Below are 14,949 nucleotides of genomic sequence, written 5' to 3' on the forward strand. Positions count from 1 at the left end.
ATAGGAATTTATGATAAACAGATGGATCGCTGAAGCGACCGAATGTGATTTTAAGGTTGCTTTGGAAACAAAGAAGCCGAAAAGCTGGCTCAAAAGTGTCAGTGCCTTTGCAAATGGTGTCGGTGGCACTCTGTTCTTCGGTATTCGGGACGATAGAGAAATTATCGGCTTGGAGGATGTTCAGGCCGATGCGGAAGCTATCAGCCGCTTGATCAAAGAGCGTATTACCCCTTTCCCGGATTTTATTCTCGTACCCGAAAGGGAAAACGGAAAGGATTTGTTGGTGCTTACGGTATCTCCCGGTCGTGCAACACCTTACTATTATAAGGCAGACGGCGTGATGGAAGCATATATCCGCATGGGCAACGAAAGTGTGATCGCCCCCAATTATGTGCTGAATCAACTGCTGCTTAAAGGAATGAACCGTACCTATGATGCACTGATTTCGGAATACGATTTCAAGGATTATGCGTTTTCCAAGATGCGTGAACAGTATAAGACCTGGACTGGCAACAGTATGGAAGACAAGCTGTTTGAATCCTTTGAAATGCGTGATACAAACGGCAGACTGACCAATGCGGGCGCATTATTGGCAGACCAATCTCCAGTTCGCCATTCCCGTTTGTTCTGCACCCGTTGGAACGGACTTGATAAAAGCGGCGGTATGGTGGATGCCCTTGATAGTGCAGAATATTCCGGCAGCTTGATTATTCTGCTCAATGAGGGTGTCGGCTTTGTAAAAAGGAACATGAAAACCAGATGGAAGAAAACTGCCAATTCTCGCATTGAAATGCCCGATTACTGTGAACGAAGCGTTTTTGAAGCCCTTGTCAATGCGCTGATTCATCGTGATTATACGGTTCTTGGCAGCGAAGTTCACATTGATATTTACGATGATCGCCTTACAATCCATTCGCCCGGTGGTATGGCAGATGGAACGAGAATACAGGAAAGAGATATTTCCAATGTTTCCTCCACACGACGCAACCCCGTCCTTGCAGATATTTTTGGTCGTTTGGGATACATGGAGCGCAAAGGCAGCGGATTTAAGAAAATCACAGAAACCTATTACGCAGCCCATAATTACCGTGATGAATTGGAGCCGAAGTTTTATTCCGATGCCAGCTCATTCCAAGTTACACTGTATAACTTGAACTATGGAACATCCGTAAGCGCAGCTAAGGTTACGATTGAGGACGAAAACATTGCGATTACCTCCGATCATGTTGCGATTGAGGTTGCGATTGGCAAGCTAAACGCAACCCAGGCTACGATTGATAAAGCCAAAGCGGTCTTTGCGAATATGGGCATTGATGGAGTTTTTGGCCGTTCTGATGTTGCGGCTATTACAAATGATTCTGTTACTGCTGCCGGTAATCTCATCAACAAACTGAAAAATGCTGAGTTGATTGAGCCTGTCAGCGGCTTCGGAAAGGGCAAATATAAGTTTGTAGCACCAAAAGAGTAAAGATTATGCCCGTTATCAGCCATACAGCCGATAACGGGCATTCATCATACATATACAATTTCGGACAGCACAATTTCCTCTGCTCGGTTATGGATGCTGTTTTTGCGACGTACCCATTCCATTTGGTCGGTTGCTTTCAGCGCTTCGGTCACACCCTCCTGCTTCGCCATAGCAGTACAGAGATATTCCATACGCTCGTTGCAGCGCTTGTCCACATCAATCAAGTCCTCGAACAGCGTACCCTCTATCACGAGATTAGTATAGAGGACAGGACGATGCTCTTTCAGATAGTTGCGGCGCATACGGCCATATTTGCTGAGCTGATAGTCCGGCATAGGTGGAAGTTCAAGATTGGGGATATAATAATCGTCCTCTTTGCGGTAAGTGCCGCCCATTTCCTCAAATAACGATTTCATAGGCAAAAAGCTCCTTTCTGTGTGATTTCAAGCGGTTATACGGACTTTTTAACTCCTTTCCTACAACTGCTTTTCAATTCACCACAAATGAGCCGCAGTCATATGTATTAGGTGGCAGAAACCACCCTTTACATATTAACTCTTGGTTTGCGATACTGGCACTTTCGCCTTGCAGGTCATCGTCCTTTGACAGCCTGCAATAGACCGCCGCACGATAACCCCCGGCAAGTGCCGAACCGATTGTTCTGTATTCCATTTCGTTCATCATAGCCATTTACCCACACAATCCAGACGGTATCTGGCTCTTTTGAACCTCATCTTCATTATAGCCTATATCTTTCTTTTTAGCAAGATATTCTTTTGCATTTGTCTTTCCGTATTTCTGGGAAATCAGGCTGACGAACACATCAGTGGCGTCAAGCTCCCCGTCAAATACAGTGGTCACATGAATCTCTGTTTTGTTTTTTGCCATAGGCAGTTATCCTCCATACATGAAAATAGCCAGACAGAGGGTGTCGGCAACGAAGTCCGGCAACGGACTTCAAAAGACCTTGCAAACAATCTCAATCTGGCGATGGTTACTATTTATACTTTTCTTTTATTTTTTTGTTGTTTTGGTTGTTATAAGGGAGAAAAGCCCGGAAATAAGGGGTTTTTCCCGGCAACCGGCTCGGCAACGGGATAACAACAGGGGGTGCAACGGGCTGTCCTTTTCAGAATGGAAGCTCCATCTGTTCTGTGACCTCCACAAAACCGTCCATCGTTTTTTCAGACGGGTTGCCGGAGTCCGTTGCCGGGTTTTCACGCTCCCAGCCCTTTTGTCTGCCATATTCGGAAAACATTCTTGGGTTTGGGAAGTACCGCCAGCTGGAAATGCACTGGTTCATAATCTCGTTGATTTCCCGGATTTCCCATTGCTTCGGCTCGTCAAAAGCATGGTTCAAGGCTTCCTTATAGAGCTGCTTGGAGCAGACCATGCTCCCGGTGTATTTATCAAGATACGCCTGTATCATCCCGGCTTTGGTGTCCTCCGGCATAAAATCCCGCTGGTGTTCTTTGAGATACCGCTGCATGGCGGGGCTGAAAGCCAGCTTGAACCTGCCGCTTTTATAAATCTCCATCGCTTCCGCCCACATCTGCCCGATATAGGCTCTGGAAGCGGCTTCATCCTCCAAAATGTGAACTTCCGCCTGCTCCGGGTACACCATGACCGGGATAAAGCGGCGGTTGCCGGAACGGTCAAGGGGCAGGAAGTCAAGGGCATTGGAAGTGCCGCCAAACACGCACTGACGGGGGCGGTCTGCCGGGTGGGTTTCATAAGGTATCTTGTAGACCTCTTTCTGCCGGCTTAAAAATGACTTGATTTCCTCAATGCTCTTGGCGTTGGCGGTTGCCATCATTTCCGACATTTCAATAATCCAGTGACCTTGCAGCTTGCGGTACACATTGTCATCGTCCAGCTTCCGCAAATCATCGGAGAACCACTCGTCCCGGACTGCCAGCAGCCGGAAGAAGGTGGACTTTCCAGCCCCCTGACCGCCTACCAGACAGAGCATGATTTCAAACTTGCACCCCGGCTGAAAGGCTCGTGAGATTGCACCCAGCAGGAACAGCTTCAACGCTTCATAGGTGTAATCGTCTGCGTCAGCCCCCAGAAAGTGCCGCAGGCAGAAGCGGATTCGCTCTGTCCCGTCCCACACAAGGGTATTGAGATAGTCCCGGATGGGATGGTACTTGTTTTCATTCGCCACAATCCCGATGGCGTTATCAATCTTTTTCTCATTGGTAAGCCCGTAGGTTTCTTCCAGATAAAGAAGCAGATACTTCATGTCCGTATCGTTCAGGGCGGTGCTTTCTCTGTGAAAACCGATGGGCTTTATGATGTCCTTGCGGTCAGTCAGGATGTTGTATGCGATAGCCCCTGAAAGCAGAGGGTCACGTTGGAATACGGTCAGGCAGTTCCGTATGCTCTGACGGACACCGCCTTTCTCGGTGGTTTCCAGCCCCGCCTTGATTTCCTCAACGCTCTGGGGCGGCTGCATGGCGTTCATAGTGTTTTTTAGTTCTTGCTGCGTCTGCGGCTGCAAGTTCTGCCATTCGCTGTTCAAGCTGTATCACATCCTTTCCGTAGTCCGTAATCAAATCCGCTTTTTCCTCTGTTTCCCCGAACAGCAGCACATCCAGCAGATATTCCACTTGGGCTTGCTTCTGTAAGGCTTCCACAAACCGGGGATGAAAGGCTTCCTCCGGGGAGTGCGGGGCGTAGTCCGTTCTCCATGCCATCAGCAGATGGAGATAATCGGCAAGAATACGGAAGCAGCGATTCTTTGCTTCCTGAAACTGTTCCTCCGGGGATTTCTGCCGGGTCTTGGGCTTTTTTACCTTTCCCGGCGGTTTCCAGTCCTCATAGGAAAGCCCGAAGTCCTGTGCCAGCTGTACGGCGGCTTCTTTCTTTCCCAGCCCATACAGGGCGGCGGCAAAATCAATCACATCCCCATCCGCACCGCAGCCGAAGCAATGGTAACGCCGATCCAGCTTCATGCTTGGGGTTTTATCGTTATGGAACGGGCAGCAAGCCATCCCGTTCCGACCTACATGGATTCCATAATACTCCGCAGCCTGTCTTGTTGTGACGGACTGCTTCACAGCTTCGAATACATTCAAATCTATCCCTCCTTGAAAATAAGAAAAGCACCTGACATTCTCTAATTGAAAATGGCAAGTGCCTGTTAAAGTTCCATATCCTGTTGTCTGTGTTTCTCCTGTGCCGGGGCGGTTCTTTGTGCTTTTTTCTCGTCAGTCTTATCCTGCAAGACTTCTTTGATGGGCTGCTTCTTGGGCGGCTCTTTGCTTTCCTCTGTGCCGGGTGTGGCTTTCCGTACCCAGTAGCGGATGTCCCGCAGCTTCTTCAAATCCTCCTGTACCTCGGTCAGTGGTACTTTCAGCTCTGCGATTTCGCTGAGAAGCGTTTCCTGCTCCTGTTGCAACTCATTTTTCGTTTTATCCTTATCGTCCGGGTGCTTGGCAAGGTAGTCAGCGGCTTTCTCATACCGGGCAACCTCCGGGTGTTCCTGTTTGAATTTCCCCTTTATTTTCTTAAAAAATATCTTCTGGTACTTCTCATAGACAGCCTTACATTCCTTGCAGTCTGTCCGGCTGGCAAGAATCCCGTCAATCACTTTGCTCCGGGCTTCCTTTGGCTTCATCTGATTGCGGTAATCTGCGGCTGATTTCCCGGAAGATTCCAGAAACGCTTCTAAGTCCTCCACAGTGGAAAGCCCCTTTTGCCGGAGATAGGACAGGGCTTCGCTGACTGCCTTTAAGTCCTGTGAAGTTCCCCGGTTCTGTCCAGCCCTTGTCCAGTCCTTCCGTTCTTCCTTTCGTATCTCCATATACTTCATCAGCAGATTGGGAAGAAGTGTCGCTTCCTCCGCCGCCTTTTGTGCAAGCAGCTCCTTCCGTTTTTCTCCCAGCTCGGTAATCCAGCCTTTGAGGTTTTGGATAAGCTGCCGGATGGACTTCATCAGGCGGTTGGCGGCTCTGATTTCCCGGTTCAGGTTGCCGATATTCGTCTGGATACCTCGCTTTTCCATCTGCCGGACAGCAGTCCCCTCATGGACAGTGGGGACTATATCAAGCCCCTGTCTGGCATAGGAACGCAAGTCCACACGCTCCGGGCGGTCATTGGCGTCCAGATAGCGGTTCTGGATAACCTCCCATTCATGCCGCCAGATTTCACAATACTTCTGGTCGTTCCAGTCCACCGTATCCTCCTTGTGGCTTTTCCACCTGCCGGACGGCAGCTTTATCCGTTCCCCATTCTCGTCAAGGTCATAAACCTTGCGGCTCTTGGGAAGCCATTTTCCATGTTCATCCATTGCCCGCATGGTCAGCAGGACATGGGCGTGGGGATTGTGTCCCGGCGGATGGGGGTCATGGATGGCAAAATCAGCAATCATGCCTTTGGAAACAAACTGCTGTTCACAAAACTCCCGTACAAGGACAGCGTACTGGTCGGGCGGTATCTCTCTGGGAATGGTAAGCACCCACCGCCTTGCAAGCTGGGAGTTCCATTGCTTTTCCACCGCTTCGGCGGCATTCCATAAAGTATTGCGGTCTGCATATTCCTGTGGAGCATTTGCCGGGAGCAGGATTTCATTGTGGACGATACCACGCTTTTCCGGGTAGTGCTTTACTTGCTGGTCGTATTCACAGAACAGCTTTTCGCCGCTTTGGTAAGCAGCGGCGGCAACCGCAGACTGCCGCTGGCTGCGCTGAACAATCGTGATTTCGTTGTGTGGACAAGGCATTTCGTGTCCCTCCTTTCGCTAATTGGTGGATGGGGTGGCGTTTTACCACCTCATTTTGGGCAGAAAAAAAGCAGGAGACCTTTTTCAGATTTCCTGCTCGGTGTGCCACTGTGTGAGCGGCGGGTATTTAGTTGTAAAAGTTCGGGACAAGTTGACCCGATGTAAAGCTAACAAACTGGAATTGCACCAAAACAATCTAAGACAACAACGCTGCCCTACTTGCGATTTTTTCTTGTACTGCGGAAACAGTTTCTTGAATGGAATAAGTGGTCGTATCTATAACATTCGATTCATATATTCCCAGATTGCAAAATTGCTCCCACATGGTTTCTACCAATTCGATATTTGTCTTTCGGTCTAACTTTGAGCGTTCAACAGCTCGCTTCAAGGTTTCTTCCTTACTTGCCCTTAAAATAATATAATGCACCTCATAATGTTCCCGAACAAGACTTTGCCACGGCTTTAAAAACCACGGTCCGATAATACCGTCAACAATTACATCATATCCACCACGAGCATATCGCTTCGCAGCTTCTAAAAACGCTTCAATGACAATCAAATTTTGCTCATTTGATTCCGGCAAATGCGGTGGTATTGCCCCTTTACTCAAATAATGATAAAAGTCATCTGTGTGCATATGCACAGACTTTTCCAAATCTGATTCTTTTGCAACAGCAGATGCCGTTGTAGTTTTTCCTGTCCCCGGCGCACCTGTGATTACAATAATTCTACCTTGATTCATCTATATTTTACCTCCACAAATTACGATTTTCTTAATTCTACAAACTGGAATTTGAGTCTCTGTAAAGCTGGAATTAACCCATACAATTATTTTAATTTAGAGGTTCTTACGCAATTATCCGTATTTTGTAATTTTTCAATACTGGAATGCCAGTGTAAATCAGCATTCTCCATTTTTATTAAAGCGAAAAACGTAAAATTGCGGAAGAACCAATTTAGATATTCACAATTTTACTTGCCACAGTATCTCGAAAAACACTGTCATGTTCTACCAGGAGCATGGTCGGGGCAAACTCCGTTATGAGTTGTTCAATCTGCATACGTGAGTACACATCAATAAAGTTGAGCGGTTCATCCCATACATACAAGTGTGCCTTTTCACAAAGGCTTTTCGCAATTAGGACTTTCTTCTTTTGCCCGCCAGAAAAGTCTTTAATATCCTTTTCAAACTGTACACGCTCAAAGTCCATTTTCCTAAGAATTGCCTTGAACAAACTTTCATCAAGGTTGTTTTCTTCTGCAAACTCGGAAAGGGTTCCACATAAATACGATGTATCCTGTGGCACATAAGAAATTACAAGCCCAGAGCCAAGTGTTACTGTACCCGTATAATCTATGGACTGCCCGACTACCAACTTTAACAGGCTACTTTTGCCACTGCCGTTCTTTCCATCAAGCACAATGCGTTCTCCCTGTCTTATTTCAAACGAAACGGGTTCACAAACTGAAATGCCATCATAATAAACTACTACATTCGATAATGATGCAAGCAAATCTGTATGGTAATTAAGCGGTTGTATCTTGAGGGCTTCTGCGGTTTCCATATTTTTCAGCAATGCTGATTTTTGTTCGATTGTCTGTTGTTGTCTCGCTTCTATAGATTTTGAACGCTTCATCATTTTGGCGGCTTTATGACCGACATAACCTTTATCTGCTGCCCCAATTTTGGAAGCTTCTACACGTTCAGACCATACTGCAGCGCGTTTTGCCGACTGCTGTAATCGTCTGATGTCCTTTTGCAAACGTTCGTTCTGAGCCAGTTCAAATTCTTGCTGTCGCTCAAAATTTGACATCCATGATGAAAAGTTTCCTCTTTGCACTTCGATATTCGCTCGGTTAATCGATAGAATATAGTCAACACAATCGTCAAGAAAGCGACGATCGTGAGAAACTAAGATGAATCCCTTTTTCTTTTTCAGATATGCCGCCACACTTTTTCTCGCTTTGGCATCCAAATGGTTGGTAGGTTCATCAATCAGTAGGAAATGCCCTTCATTAAGAAAAAGAGCGGCAATCAAAACCTTTGTCTGCTCTCCGTTGGAAAGTGTTTCAAAAGGTCGCCAAAGCACATCGACATCAACATCAAGATAAGAAAGTTCTCGCATAAGTTCCCATTCTTCCGCAAGTGGGCAAATCTCCTGCAATATATCCTCTGTAATACGATTCTTATCTGAAACGGGATAAGGAAAATAATCAAACTGTACGGATGATAGGATTTTTCCACTATACTCATATTTCCCAAGCAGAAGATTCAGAAAGGTTGTTTTACCTCGTCCGTTTCTGCCCACAAAACCAAGCTTCCAATCGGTATCAACCTGGAAACTGACATTTTCAAAAACATTATCATAACTTGTCGGATATGAAAACGTAAGGTTTTCAATTTTAATCATTGACATAAATATTATCCTCCTTTGCATGTCATACGATACAAAGTCGGTTCGGTGAATGTTTACTACGTATAGATTTCACCAAAAGGAACCGACACTATACGGAGTGAATCATGTGTAACTATCTGTTCTGCACTATTCATAAAGCACCTCCAAAACAAAATAAGAGCCACAAGAAAGTTTATCCTTGCAGCTCGTCATAGCATAAAATAACACCACTAAGCAAAAGTGGCAACAGCACTATATTGAGTAAGATAGACATATAACTTTCTTGCAATAGACACAATAATGCCAAAGTATAGCACTACCGCATATTTTGATTTTATTTGCAAGAAAAGTTAATCATCTTCCCACCTCTTTCTAAATTTCAAAATATTATACCATAAATCGCAGGCAAATACAAGTGGTTATAAAAATTTAACAAATCGCTTATAATACAATCATATAACTTTACGCATTCCTTACTGACCGTAAAATTCCGATTTATTGCTGACTTTATTATACTTTATTGCCTATCGAAAAGATAGCATATTTTATGAAACTTGTCGGCTGGGAACAGCTTGCAGCGCAAGGTCTCCCCAGATGGCAAGTCCACAAAAGGGTAGCTGGCGGCAGCCAGCGCAGGGGAAGCGTAGCGTCCCCTGTTTGATTTGGAGCAGACCATGACTGCGGAAAATCACAGCCCCCCGGCGAGGAGCCTTCGGAGAACGCAATGCACCAACCTCTGGGTGGTGTATAATTGCGCCCTTAGTAAACTAAGGGGTTTCCGGCTTCTCACGTTCCAGCAGTTTCTTCAATAGTTCCTGCGTGTCCTGCCTGTGAAAAATGAGTGTCAACAACAGCATGACATCATCATCTGTCAGGCGTTCCGGCTCTTGCAGAAAACTTTCCAGCATACCGCCACGAGTACAGAGCCGGTGTGTCCGTTCTTTTCGGGTAAGCTGCTTTAGCTGGTGCTGCAATGCCTTTTCATCATTGATGGCTTTCCGCAGTTTCTTTTCACTCTTTTCCAACTCTCGGTTGAGCTTTTCCAGCTTTGAGGTATCAGGCAAGGGCAGCGTCCTCCTTTCCCGGTATCAGCACATAAATCCTGTTTGGTTCTCCAACGCCCTGACGCACTCGCATGATCAGTCCGGCGGTTTCCAGTTCATTCAGAGAACGCTTGACCGTCATGGGGCTGCGGGACAGGACTGCGGCAATGGCTGTGACAGGGAAGCAGATAAACAGGATTCCGTTCTCGTCCTCCTGTCCGTTGGATAGCATAGCGTCCAACATCCGGCAGTACATGACCTTTGCGGTGCTGCTGACTGGAAATCCTGTCAACGCTCTGGGAAAGGGCATACAGGGCGGCAACGGTGTGCCTATCGTCATAAATTCAAAATTCATTCGGTGTGTTCCTCCTTTTTCTTTGCTCTTTTGGATAAATAACGGGGGCAGTCAACCACAACCGCCCGGAAGCTCTGCTTGCACCCATGCTTGCATTTCCGGCATAATTCGTTGTAAGTGACACGCCCCCGGTCATTGAGGTAAAAAGAAAGCTCATGCTTCCTCTTTTTGCTCATTCTCGGCATATTGCGTTTCCTCCCGTTTTAGTGTATAGTTTCGGGGCGATTTTCGGCAAAATTACGGTCATAGAGCCGTCTAAAATCTCCAGAAGTATCAGCAATAGGGTAGACTATCCCCCTATCAGATTGTCGTGTTTCGGTATCATTTCGGTATCAGTTCGCCAGTTCTCCCCGGTGTCGTTCCTCCCCTGAATCTCACAGCGGCGTATTGCTCCCTTTGGTACGCTCGTTTCGGTCAGGGTTCCTCCATATCCCTGCCAAAAGTCATGGCGCTACATCGCCGGGGAAGCATATCCCACACAGGCTGGTCATTCGATTGGAATAATCCATCGATGAACTACCTGTATCATAGAACATTTTTGTGCCCTGTGCCGTATGTCCACAAAGTAGGAATTAAGGGTAAAAATCAGAAATTTCCACGATTGCGGAAAGTATGATATAATCCAGTTAAGCGGCAGTAATGAAACCGCCGGAAAGGAGCGTGCGCCCATGAAAGGAGCGACAAGCATACAGGAACGCCTTTGGGAACTCCGCAAGGACAAAGGCTTAAATCTGGAAGAATTATCAGAGCTGACGGGCATTTCCAAATCAGCTCTTGGCAGTTATGAAAAAGAGGATTATAAGGAAATCAATCATGGCAACCTTATCACGCTGGCAGACTTCTATGGGGTTTCCGTTGATTATCTGCTGTGCCGGACAGAGAACCGGGAGCAGATCAACACGCCACTAACAGAGCTGCATTTGAATGATGAGATGGTGGCACTTCTGAAAGGCGGTCGGATTAACAACCGTCTGCTCTGTGAGCTTGCCACTCATAAGGACTTTATCAAGTTTCTTGCGGACATTGAGATTTATGTAGATGGGATTGCCACCATGCAGATTCAAAACCTCAACGCCCTTGTCGATACTGTCCGGCATGAAATCATTGAACGGTATCGCCCCGGCGAAGACGACCCGCATTTGAAAGTGCTGCAAGCCGCCCATATCAGCGATGATGAATATTTCAGCCACATGGTTCTTGATGACCTCAATCTCATTATCCGGGATATTCGGGAAGCCCACAAAAAGGACAGCGAGAGTGCGCCCCAGACCACCGTTGCCGATGAATTGAAAGAAAATTTGGAAGCGGTTGAAAATTTCAAGGGCAGTCGGGATGAAAAGCTGGTTGTCCTTTACTGCAAGCAGCTCGGCATCAACTATAAAAATCTGTCAGACGAAGAATTTCGCTGGCTCATTCGGATTCTACAAAAATCAAAGAAAACAGGAACTCCTATCAGTCAAAGGAAAAAACGGTAAAGAAAAACCGCTGTTGCATGGTTGTGTTTGCTTCCATGTAGCAGCGGTTGGTGCTATACTTATTCAGTTAAAATTTCAAAGCGATAAAGTGGAATTTATCTTAGAAATTACAGCAATGTTATTTTGATAAACTTTCAAGAATTGAAATATCATGCTTATCTTTATCTCTTAATTCATAACCTGAATGGAAAACTCTTTGGCCTTTTAAGGATATACAAGGAATTGTTTTTCCTTCAAAAAAAGCACTACCAAAGTAATCTTTTTCAAACTCATACCAGCCACCCTCTAAATCAGCTTGTTTTGAAGTTCCGTCCTCACTTAAAACGAACGGGTGAATGTCTAAGTAACCAAGTTCATCACTATATAACTCTATTCTAACCGGTTTCCAGTCTGTATCAATTTTATAGCCCAGATTCAAAAGCACATTTAACAATTTTTCCGTATGTTGAGCATCAAAATTTATATCTATATCTCTATGAATTCTTGTTTGTTTACCAGCTAAAATATCTACACCCCATCCGCCATCCAACCAGTATGTAATTCCAGTATTTTCGAATAATTCTATTACTTTCATTAAATCTTCTTTTGTTGTTATTTCTTTTCTACCCATACAAAGTCTCCTTTACAACTTCTAATTTGTAATAATCATTCTACCATACCGTTATGAATAAATCATCTCATGTAAAACAATTTCTTCTGCCCGGTTGTGAATGTTATTGCAACGCTGCACCCATTCCATTTGACGGGTACGCTTCAATTCCTCGGTCACGCCCTCGGCAGCTTTCATCTGCTCCATGATGGTGTCTAACCGTTTCTGTGCCTGTTCGTTCAGGTCTGCAAGATATGTCCACAATTCCCCGGTCAGGGTCAATGTGTGTAATCTGGCTGGGCAGACTTCTCTTAAATATTCCCGGTGCATCCGTCCGTACTTTCCGATGGGGCGGTGTTCCTCCGGCAACTTCAAGTCCGGGATGTAGTAATCTCCAACAAGGATATAATCAATTCCGTTTTCTTTTATTCTTGGTTTCAATTCGCTCATGTTCCTTACCTCCTGTGGAAGCAGGCTCGTCTGGTACTAACTCAATCACATCGGTAATCTCACAATTCAGCGTTTCGCAGATACGGGCTAATGTATCCATGCTGATGTGCTTTCCCTCTTTGCTCATGTTGGCAATCATATTTGTTGTCATACCAGCGGCAAGCCTTAAATCCTCTTTTCTCATATCACGCTCTAACAGTGTGTGCCAGAGTGGTTTATAGCTGATGTGCATATTGTTTTCCTGCCTTTCTATCCATACCACCGGAGCGGCTGCCCCGGCAGGAACTTTTCTCTTATTATAGCACCAATCTTGTGAAATCACAATTTATTCTTGTAGCCTGCCGCTGATACCGTCTGGATTGGCTTTTCCTTTCTTTTTGTTCCCTTTAATTAGCCATGAACTGCTTCATGCCCTGGGACTTTGCTTATGTGTGATAAAGAAGTAATAGAAGTGTAAAAAATTTTGCCGTTCCTATCCAATACTTGCCTTTGGTATCGGATAGGGCGGGCGGTCATTCGGGCAAGTCCACTTTGCCGACGAAAGAATAGTAAATCTCAATATCCTGTCTGCGTGTCCCGTTTTCATCGTAGCTGCACTCATGCACAACGATTTTCTCTACAAACTCACGCAAGAGGGTGTGGGTCAGTTCTTCAAAGTTCATGTGCTTGCGGACAATGTTCATAAACTTTTCTGCGTTTACGGTAGCGTCCTGTGCTTTGGAAAGCTCCGCCTGTATTCTGGCAACACGCTCTTTCAATTCCTGCTGTTCGGCTTCATAGTCTGCCGAAAGCTCCGTGAAACGCTCGTCAGAAATGCGACCGCTTACGCTGTCCTCATACAGCCGCTTGAAAATAGCGGAAAGTTCACCGATACGCTTTTCGGCAGCTTCCAGTTCCTTTTTCTTGGCGGCGTTCCGGCGTTTGCCGCCGTCCTCGTTCTGCTCGATCAGCAGCTTCATAAACCGGGCTTCATGCTTTGCCGCATAGTTCGTCACTTTCCGTAGATTGGAGAGAACGCCCGCAGTCAAAAGGTCGGTGCGGATAAAATGTGCGGTGCAGTCATGGGTGCGCTTCTTGTAGTTCCCGCAGATATAGCAGTCCTGTTTCCGCTTATCGGTCTGGTAACGCTGCTGATACATGACGCTGCCGCAGTCCGCGCAAAAGAGCATACCAGAGAACAAGCCCACTTCATCATAGCGGTTCGGTCGCTTGCGCTGTTTGCGTAATTCCTGCACACGCTCCCATGTCTGGGTGTCGATGATAGGCTCATGGTGGTTCTCGAAAATTGCCTGTTTCTCAATGGGATTTTCTATGCTGTGCTTGGTCTTGTAGGACGGTTTCTCCGTCTTGAAGTTCACCAAACAGCCCATGTACTCCCGGTTTTCAAGGATATGCACCACGGTATTTGTCGCCCATTTGCACTCATAGCCGGGGTGATAGCGGCGTGTGCTACCCGTCCTGCGGTATTCCAGCGTTCCCGGCGTTGGGATTTCCTGCTCGGTCAGCATACGGGCTATCTTGGTCGGACCGTTCCCGGCAAGGCACAGACGGTATATCTGCTTGACCACGGGTGCGGCTTCCTCGTCAATGATGAAGTTTTCGTCCTCGTCCATGAGGTAGCCGTACACGGGTTTGCTCGTAACAGGCTTGCCGCTCATGCCTTTTGACCGTTTTACAGCTTTGATTTTCTTACTCGTATCTCTCACCAGCCATTCGTTGAAAATGTTCCGCAGAGGGGCAAAATCATTGTCGCCCTGTGCGCTGTCTACTCCATCGTTGATGGCGATAAAGCGGACGCCTTTTTGTGGGAAAATCATCTCGGTATACATTCCCACCTGCAGGTAGTTTCGCCCTAACCGTGACATATCCTTTACGATAACGGTAGCCACTTTCCCGGCTTCAATGTCCGCAAGCATGGATTGAAAGCCCGGTCTTTGGAAGTTCGCACCAGAATAGCCATCGTCCGTGTACCAGCGCAGATTGGAAAAGCCGTTCTGCTTTGCGTAGGTTTCAAGGATACGCTTCTGGTTGGAAATGGAATTACTTTCGCCTTGCAGCTCGTCCTCATGGGATAGTCTTGGATAAAGGGCGGTGATTTTCTGGGTGGTCTGTCTTAACATAAAATCCTCCGTTTCCGACAGCCAGCCCCACTATTCCGTATTTCGATTATACCACATGGGGCGGCTGTCTGTATAGCGGCTTCTGCTTCTTTACCGCCCGGTAAAATGACGATTTTTCTGTGCGGCTTGTAGCGTTAGGGCGAAAGCTGGGCTTTGTGTCCTGCGGCGGCTTCCGCCTCCAGCACTTTCATCATCTTATCGGCTGCGGTGTCGGTGGTATCTTTTTTGAAAAAGCCGGAAACGACAAGGACGGTGTTGCCCATGCGGATCTCTGTCACGCAGTCCGGGCGGCGTTCCGGGGTGGTGTTCTGCTTGTTCTCTGCCATA

The 14,949-nt window shown here is 46.6% G+C and carries 17 protein-coding genes; 2 read left to right on the plus strand and 15 right to left on the minus strand.

Features of this window, described 5'->3' with window-relative positions; translation table 11 throughout:
* Positions 1-10: 10 nt before the first annotated feature.
* Positions 11-1,468: an ATP-binding protein gene (locus tag H8709_RS10575; protein WP_262398341.1), complete on the plus strand. Its 1,458-nt coding sequence runs from the start codon at positions 11-13 to the stop codon at positions 1,466-1,468.
* Positions 1,469-1,512: 44 nt separating this feature from the next.
* Here the strand turns inward: H8709_RS10575 and H8709_RS10580 are convergent, their stop codons facing one another.
* From H8709_RS10580 to H8709_RS10625, 10 genes are all read right to left on the minus strand, one after another.
* Complete coding sequence (locus H8709_RS10580) at positions 1,513-1,884, minus strand: TnpV protein (protein WP_262398342.1); 372 nt, start codon at positions 1,882-1,884, stop codon at positions 1,513-1,515.
* Positions 1,885-2,158: 274 nt separating this feature from the next.
* On the minus strand, positions 2,159-2,356 hold the full coding sequence (locus H8709_RS10585) for a hypothetical protein (protein WP_002592708.1): 198 nt from the start codon (positions 2,354-2,356) through the stop codon (positions 2,159-2,161).
* A 241-nt stretch (positions 2,357-2,597) separates the two neighbouring features.
* Positions 2,598-3,935 (minus strand): virulence-associated E family protein, encoded by a 1,338-nt coding sequence (locus H8709_RS10590; protein WP_002584323.1) that lies wholly within the window; start codon positions 3,933-3,935, stop codon positions 2,598-2,600.
* Positions 3,904-4,548 (minus strand): CHC2 zinc finger domain-containing protein, encoded by a 645-nt coding sequence (locus tag H8709_RS10595; RefSeq protein WP_002584324.1) that lies wholly within the window; start codon positions 4,546-4,548, stop codon positions 3,904-3,906. Before H8709_RS10595 ends, H8709_RS10590 begins: the two co-directional genes overlap by 32 nt.
* A 65-nt stretch (positions 4,549-4,613) precedes the next feature.
* On the minus strand, positions 4,614-6,194 hold the full coding sequence (gene mobQ, locus H8709_RS10600; protein WP_002584325.1) for a MobQ family relaxase: 1,581 nt from the start codon (positions 6,192-6,194) through the stop codon (positions 4,614-4,616).
* Positions 6,195-6,390: 196 nt separating this feature from the next.
* Positions 6,391-6,936 (minus strand): AAA family ATPase, encoded by a 546-nt coding sequence (locus tag H8709_RS10605; protein WP_002584326.1) that lies wholly within the window; start codon positions 6,934-6,936, stop codon positions 6,391-6,393.
* A gap of 214 nt (positions 6,937-7,150) precedes the next feature.
* On the minus strand, positions 7,151-8,611 hold the full coding sequence (locus H8709_RS10610) for an Lsa family ABC-F type ribosomal protection protein (RefSeq protein ID WP_002584327.1): 1,461 nt from the start codon (positions 8,609-8,611) through the stop codon (positions 7,151-7,153).
* Positions 8,612-9,357: 746 nt separating this feature from the next.
* Positions 9,358-9,654: a DUF3847 domain-containing protein gene (locus H8709_RS10615; protein WP_002584328.1), complete on the minus strand. Its 297-nt coding sequence runs from the start codon at positions 9,652-9,654 to the stop codon at positions 9,358-9,360.
* Positions 9,647-9,988: a DeoR family transcriptional regulator gene (locus H8709_RS10620; RefSeq protein WP_002584329.1), complete on the minus strand. Its 342-nt coding sequence runs from the start codon at positions 9,986-9,988 to the stop codon at positions 9,647-9,649. Before H8709_RS10620 ends, H8709_RS10615 begins: the two co-directional genes overlap by 8 nt.
* On the minus strand, positions 9,985-10,173 hold the full coding sequence (locus tag H8709_RS10625) for a hypothetical protein (RefSeq protein WP_002584330.1): 189 nt from the start codon (positions 10,171-10,173) through the stop codon (positions 9,985-9,987). The genes H8709_RS10620 and H8709_RS10625 overlap by 4 nt, the downstream gene beginning before the upstream one ends.
* A gap of 483 nt (positions 10,174-10,656) precedes the next feature.
* Between H8709_RS10625 and H8709_RS10630 the strand changes: the two genes are divergently transcribed.
* Complete coding sequence (locus H8709_RS10630; protein ID WP_002584331.1) at positions 10,657-11,463, plus strand: helix-turn-helix domain-containing protein; 807 nt, start codon at positions 10,657-10,659, stop codon at positions 11,461-11,463.
* A gap of 118 nt (positions 11,464-11,581) precedes the next feature.
* Here H8709_RS10630 and H8709_RS10635 read toward each other — a convergent pair whose 3' ends face one another.
* The 5 genes from H8709_RS10635 to H8709_RS10655 all read right to left on the minus strand — a co-directional run bounded on the left by H8709_RS10635 (position 11,582) and on the right by H8709_RS10655 (position 14,948).
* Positions 11,582-12,073, minus strand: coding sequence for a nucleotidyltransferase domain-containing protein (locus tag H8709_RS10635; RefSeq protein ID WP_002584332.1), 492 nt, complete (start codon positions 12,071-12,073; stop codon positions 11,582-11,584).
* 51 nt (positions 12,074-12,124) lie between these two features.
* A complete protein-coding gene (locus H8709_RS10640) occupies positions 12,125-12,502 on the minus strand; it encodes a TnpV protein (protein WP_002584333.1) in 378 nt (125 codons plus the stop codon).
* On the minus strand, positions 12,462-12,824 hold the full coding sequence (locus H8709_RS10645) for a helix-turn-helix domain-containing protein (RefSeq protein WP_007887891.1): 363 nt from the start codon (positions 12,822-12,824) through the stop codon (positions 12,462-12,464). The genes H8709_RS10640 and H8709_RS10645 overlap by 41 nt, the downstream gene beginning before the upstream one ends.
* A gap of 190 nt (positions 12,825-13,014) precedes the next feature.
* Positions 13,015-14,622 carry a recombinase family protein gene (locus H8709_RS10650; protein WP_117530277.1) on the minus strand — a complete coding sequence of 536 codons (1,608 nt, stop codon included), beginning with the start codon at positions 14,620-14,622 and terminating at the stop codon, positions 13,015-13,017.
* Positions 14,623-14,756: 134 nt separating this feature from the next.
* Positions 14,757-14,948, minus strand: coding sequence for a transposon-encoded TnpW family protein (locus tag H8709_RS10655; RefSeq protein WP_005946147.1), 192 nt, complete (start codon positions 14,946-14,948; stop codon positions 14,757-14,759).
* Between the last annotated feature and the right edge of the window lies 1 nt (position 14,949).

The sequence above is a fragment of the Zongyangia hominis genome, assembly GCF_014385095.1.
Lineage (GTDB): Bacteria > Bacillota > Clostridia > Oscillospirales > Ruminococcaceae > Zongyangia > Zongyangia hominis.

Excerpts from the sequence above, each read along its gene's own strand:
- H8709_RS10575 (WP_262398341.1), top strand. The coding sequence starts at position 11 with ATGATAAACAGATGGATCGCTGAAGCGACCGAATGTGATTTTAAGGTT.
- H8709_RS10580 (WP_262398342.1), bottom strand. The coding sequence starts at position 1,884 with ATGAAATCGTTATTTGAGGAAATGGGCGGCACTTACCGCAAAGAGGAC.
- H8709_RS10585 (WP_002592708.1), bottom strand. The coding sequence starts at position 2,356 with ATGGCAAAAAACAAAACAGAGATTCATGTGACCACTGTATTTGACGGG.
- H8709_RS10590 (WP_002584323.1), bottom strand. The coding sequence starts at position 3,935 with ATGAACGCCATGCAGCCGCCCCAGAGCGTTGAGGAAATCAAGGCGGGG.
- mobQ (WP_002584325.1), bottom strand. The coding sequence starts at position 6,194 with ATGCCTTGTCCACACAACGAAATCACGATTGTTCAGCGCAGCCAGCGG.
- H8709_RS10605 (WP_002584326.1), bottom strand. The coding sequence starts at position 6,936 with ATGAATCAAGGTAGAATTATTGTAATCACAGGTGCGCCGGGGACAGGA.
- H8709_RS10610 (WP_002584327.1), bottom strand. The coding sequence starts at position 8,611 with ATGTCAATGATTAAAATTGAAAACCTTACGTTTTCATATCCGACAAGT.
- H8709_RS10620 (WP_002584329.1), bottom strand. The coding sequence starts at position 9,988 with ATGAATTTTGAATTTATGACGATAGGCACACCGTTGCCGCCCTGTATG.
- H8709_RS10625 (WP_002584330.1), bottom strand. The coding sequence starts at position 10,173 with ATGCCGAGAATGAGCAAAAAGAGGAAGCATGAGCTTTCTTTTTACCTC.
- H8709_RS10630 (WP_002584331.1), top strand. The coding sequence starts at position 10,657 with ATGAAAGGAGCGACAAGCATACAGGAACGCCTTTGGGAACTCCGCAAG.
- H8709_RS10635 (WP_002584332.1), bottom strand. The coding sequence starts at position 12,073 with ATGGGTAGAAAAGAAATAACAACAAAAGAAGATTTAATGAAAGTAATA.
- H8709_RS10640 (WP_002584333.1), bottom strand. The coding sequence starts at position 12,502 with ATGAGCGAATTGAAACCAAGAATAAAAGAAAACGGAATTGATTATATC.
- H8709_RS10650 (WP_117530277.1), bottom strand. The coding sequence starts at position 14,622 with ATGTTAAGACAGACCACCCAGAAAATCACCGCCCTTTATCCAAGACTA.
- H8709_RS10655 (WP_005946147.1), bottom strand. The coding sequence starts at position 14,948 with ATGGCAGAGAACAAGCAGAACACCACCCCGGAACGCCGCCCGGACTGC.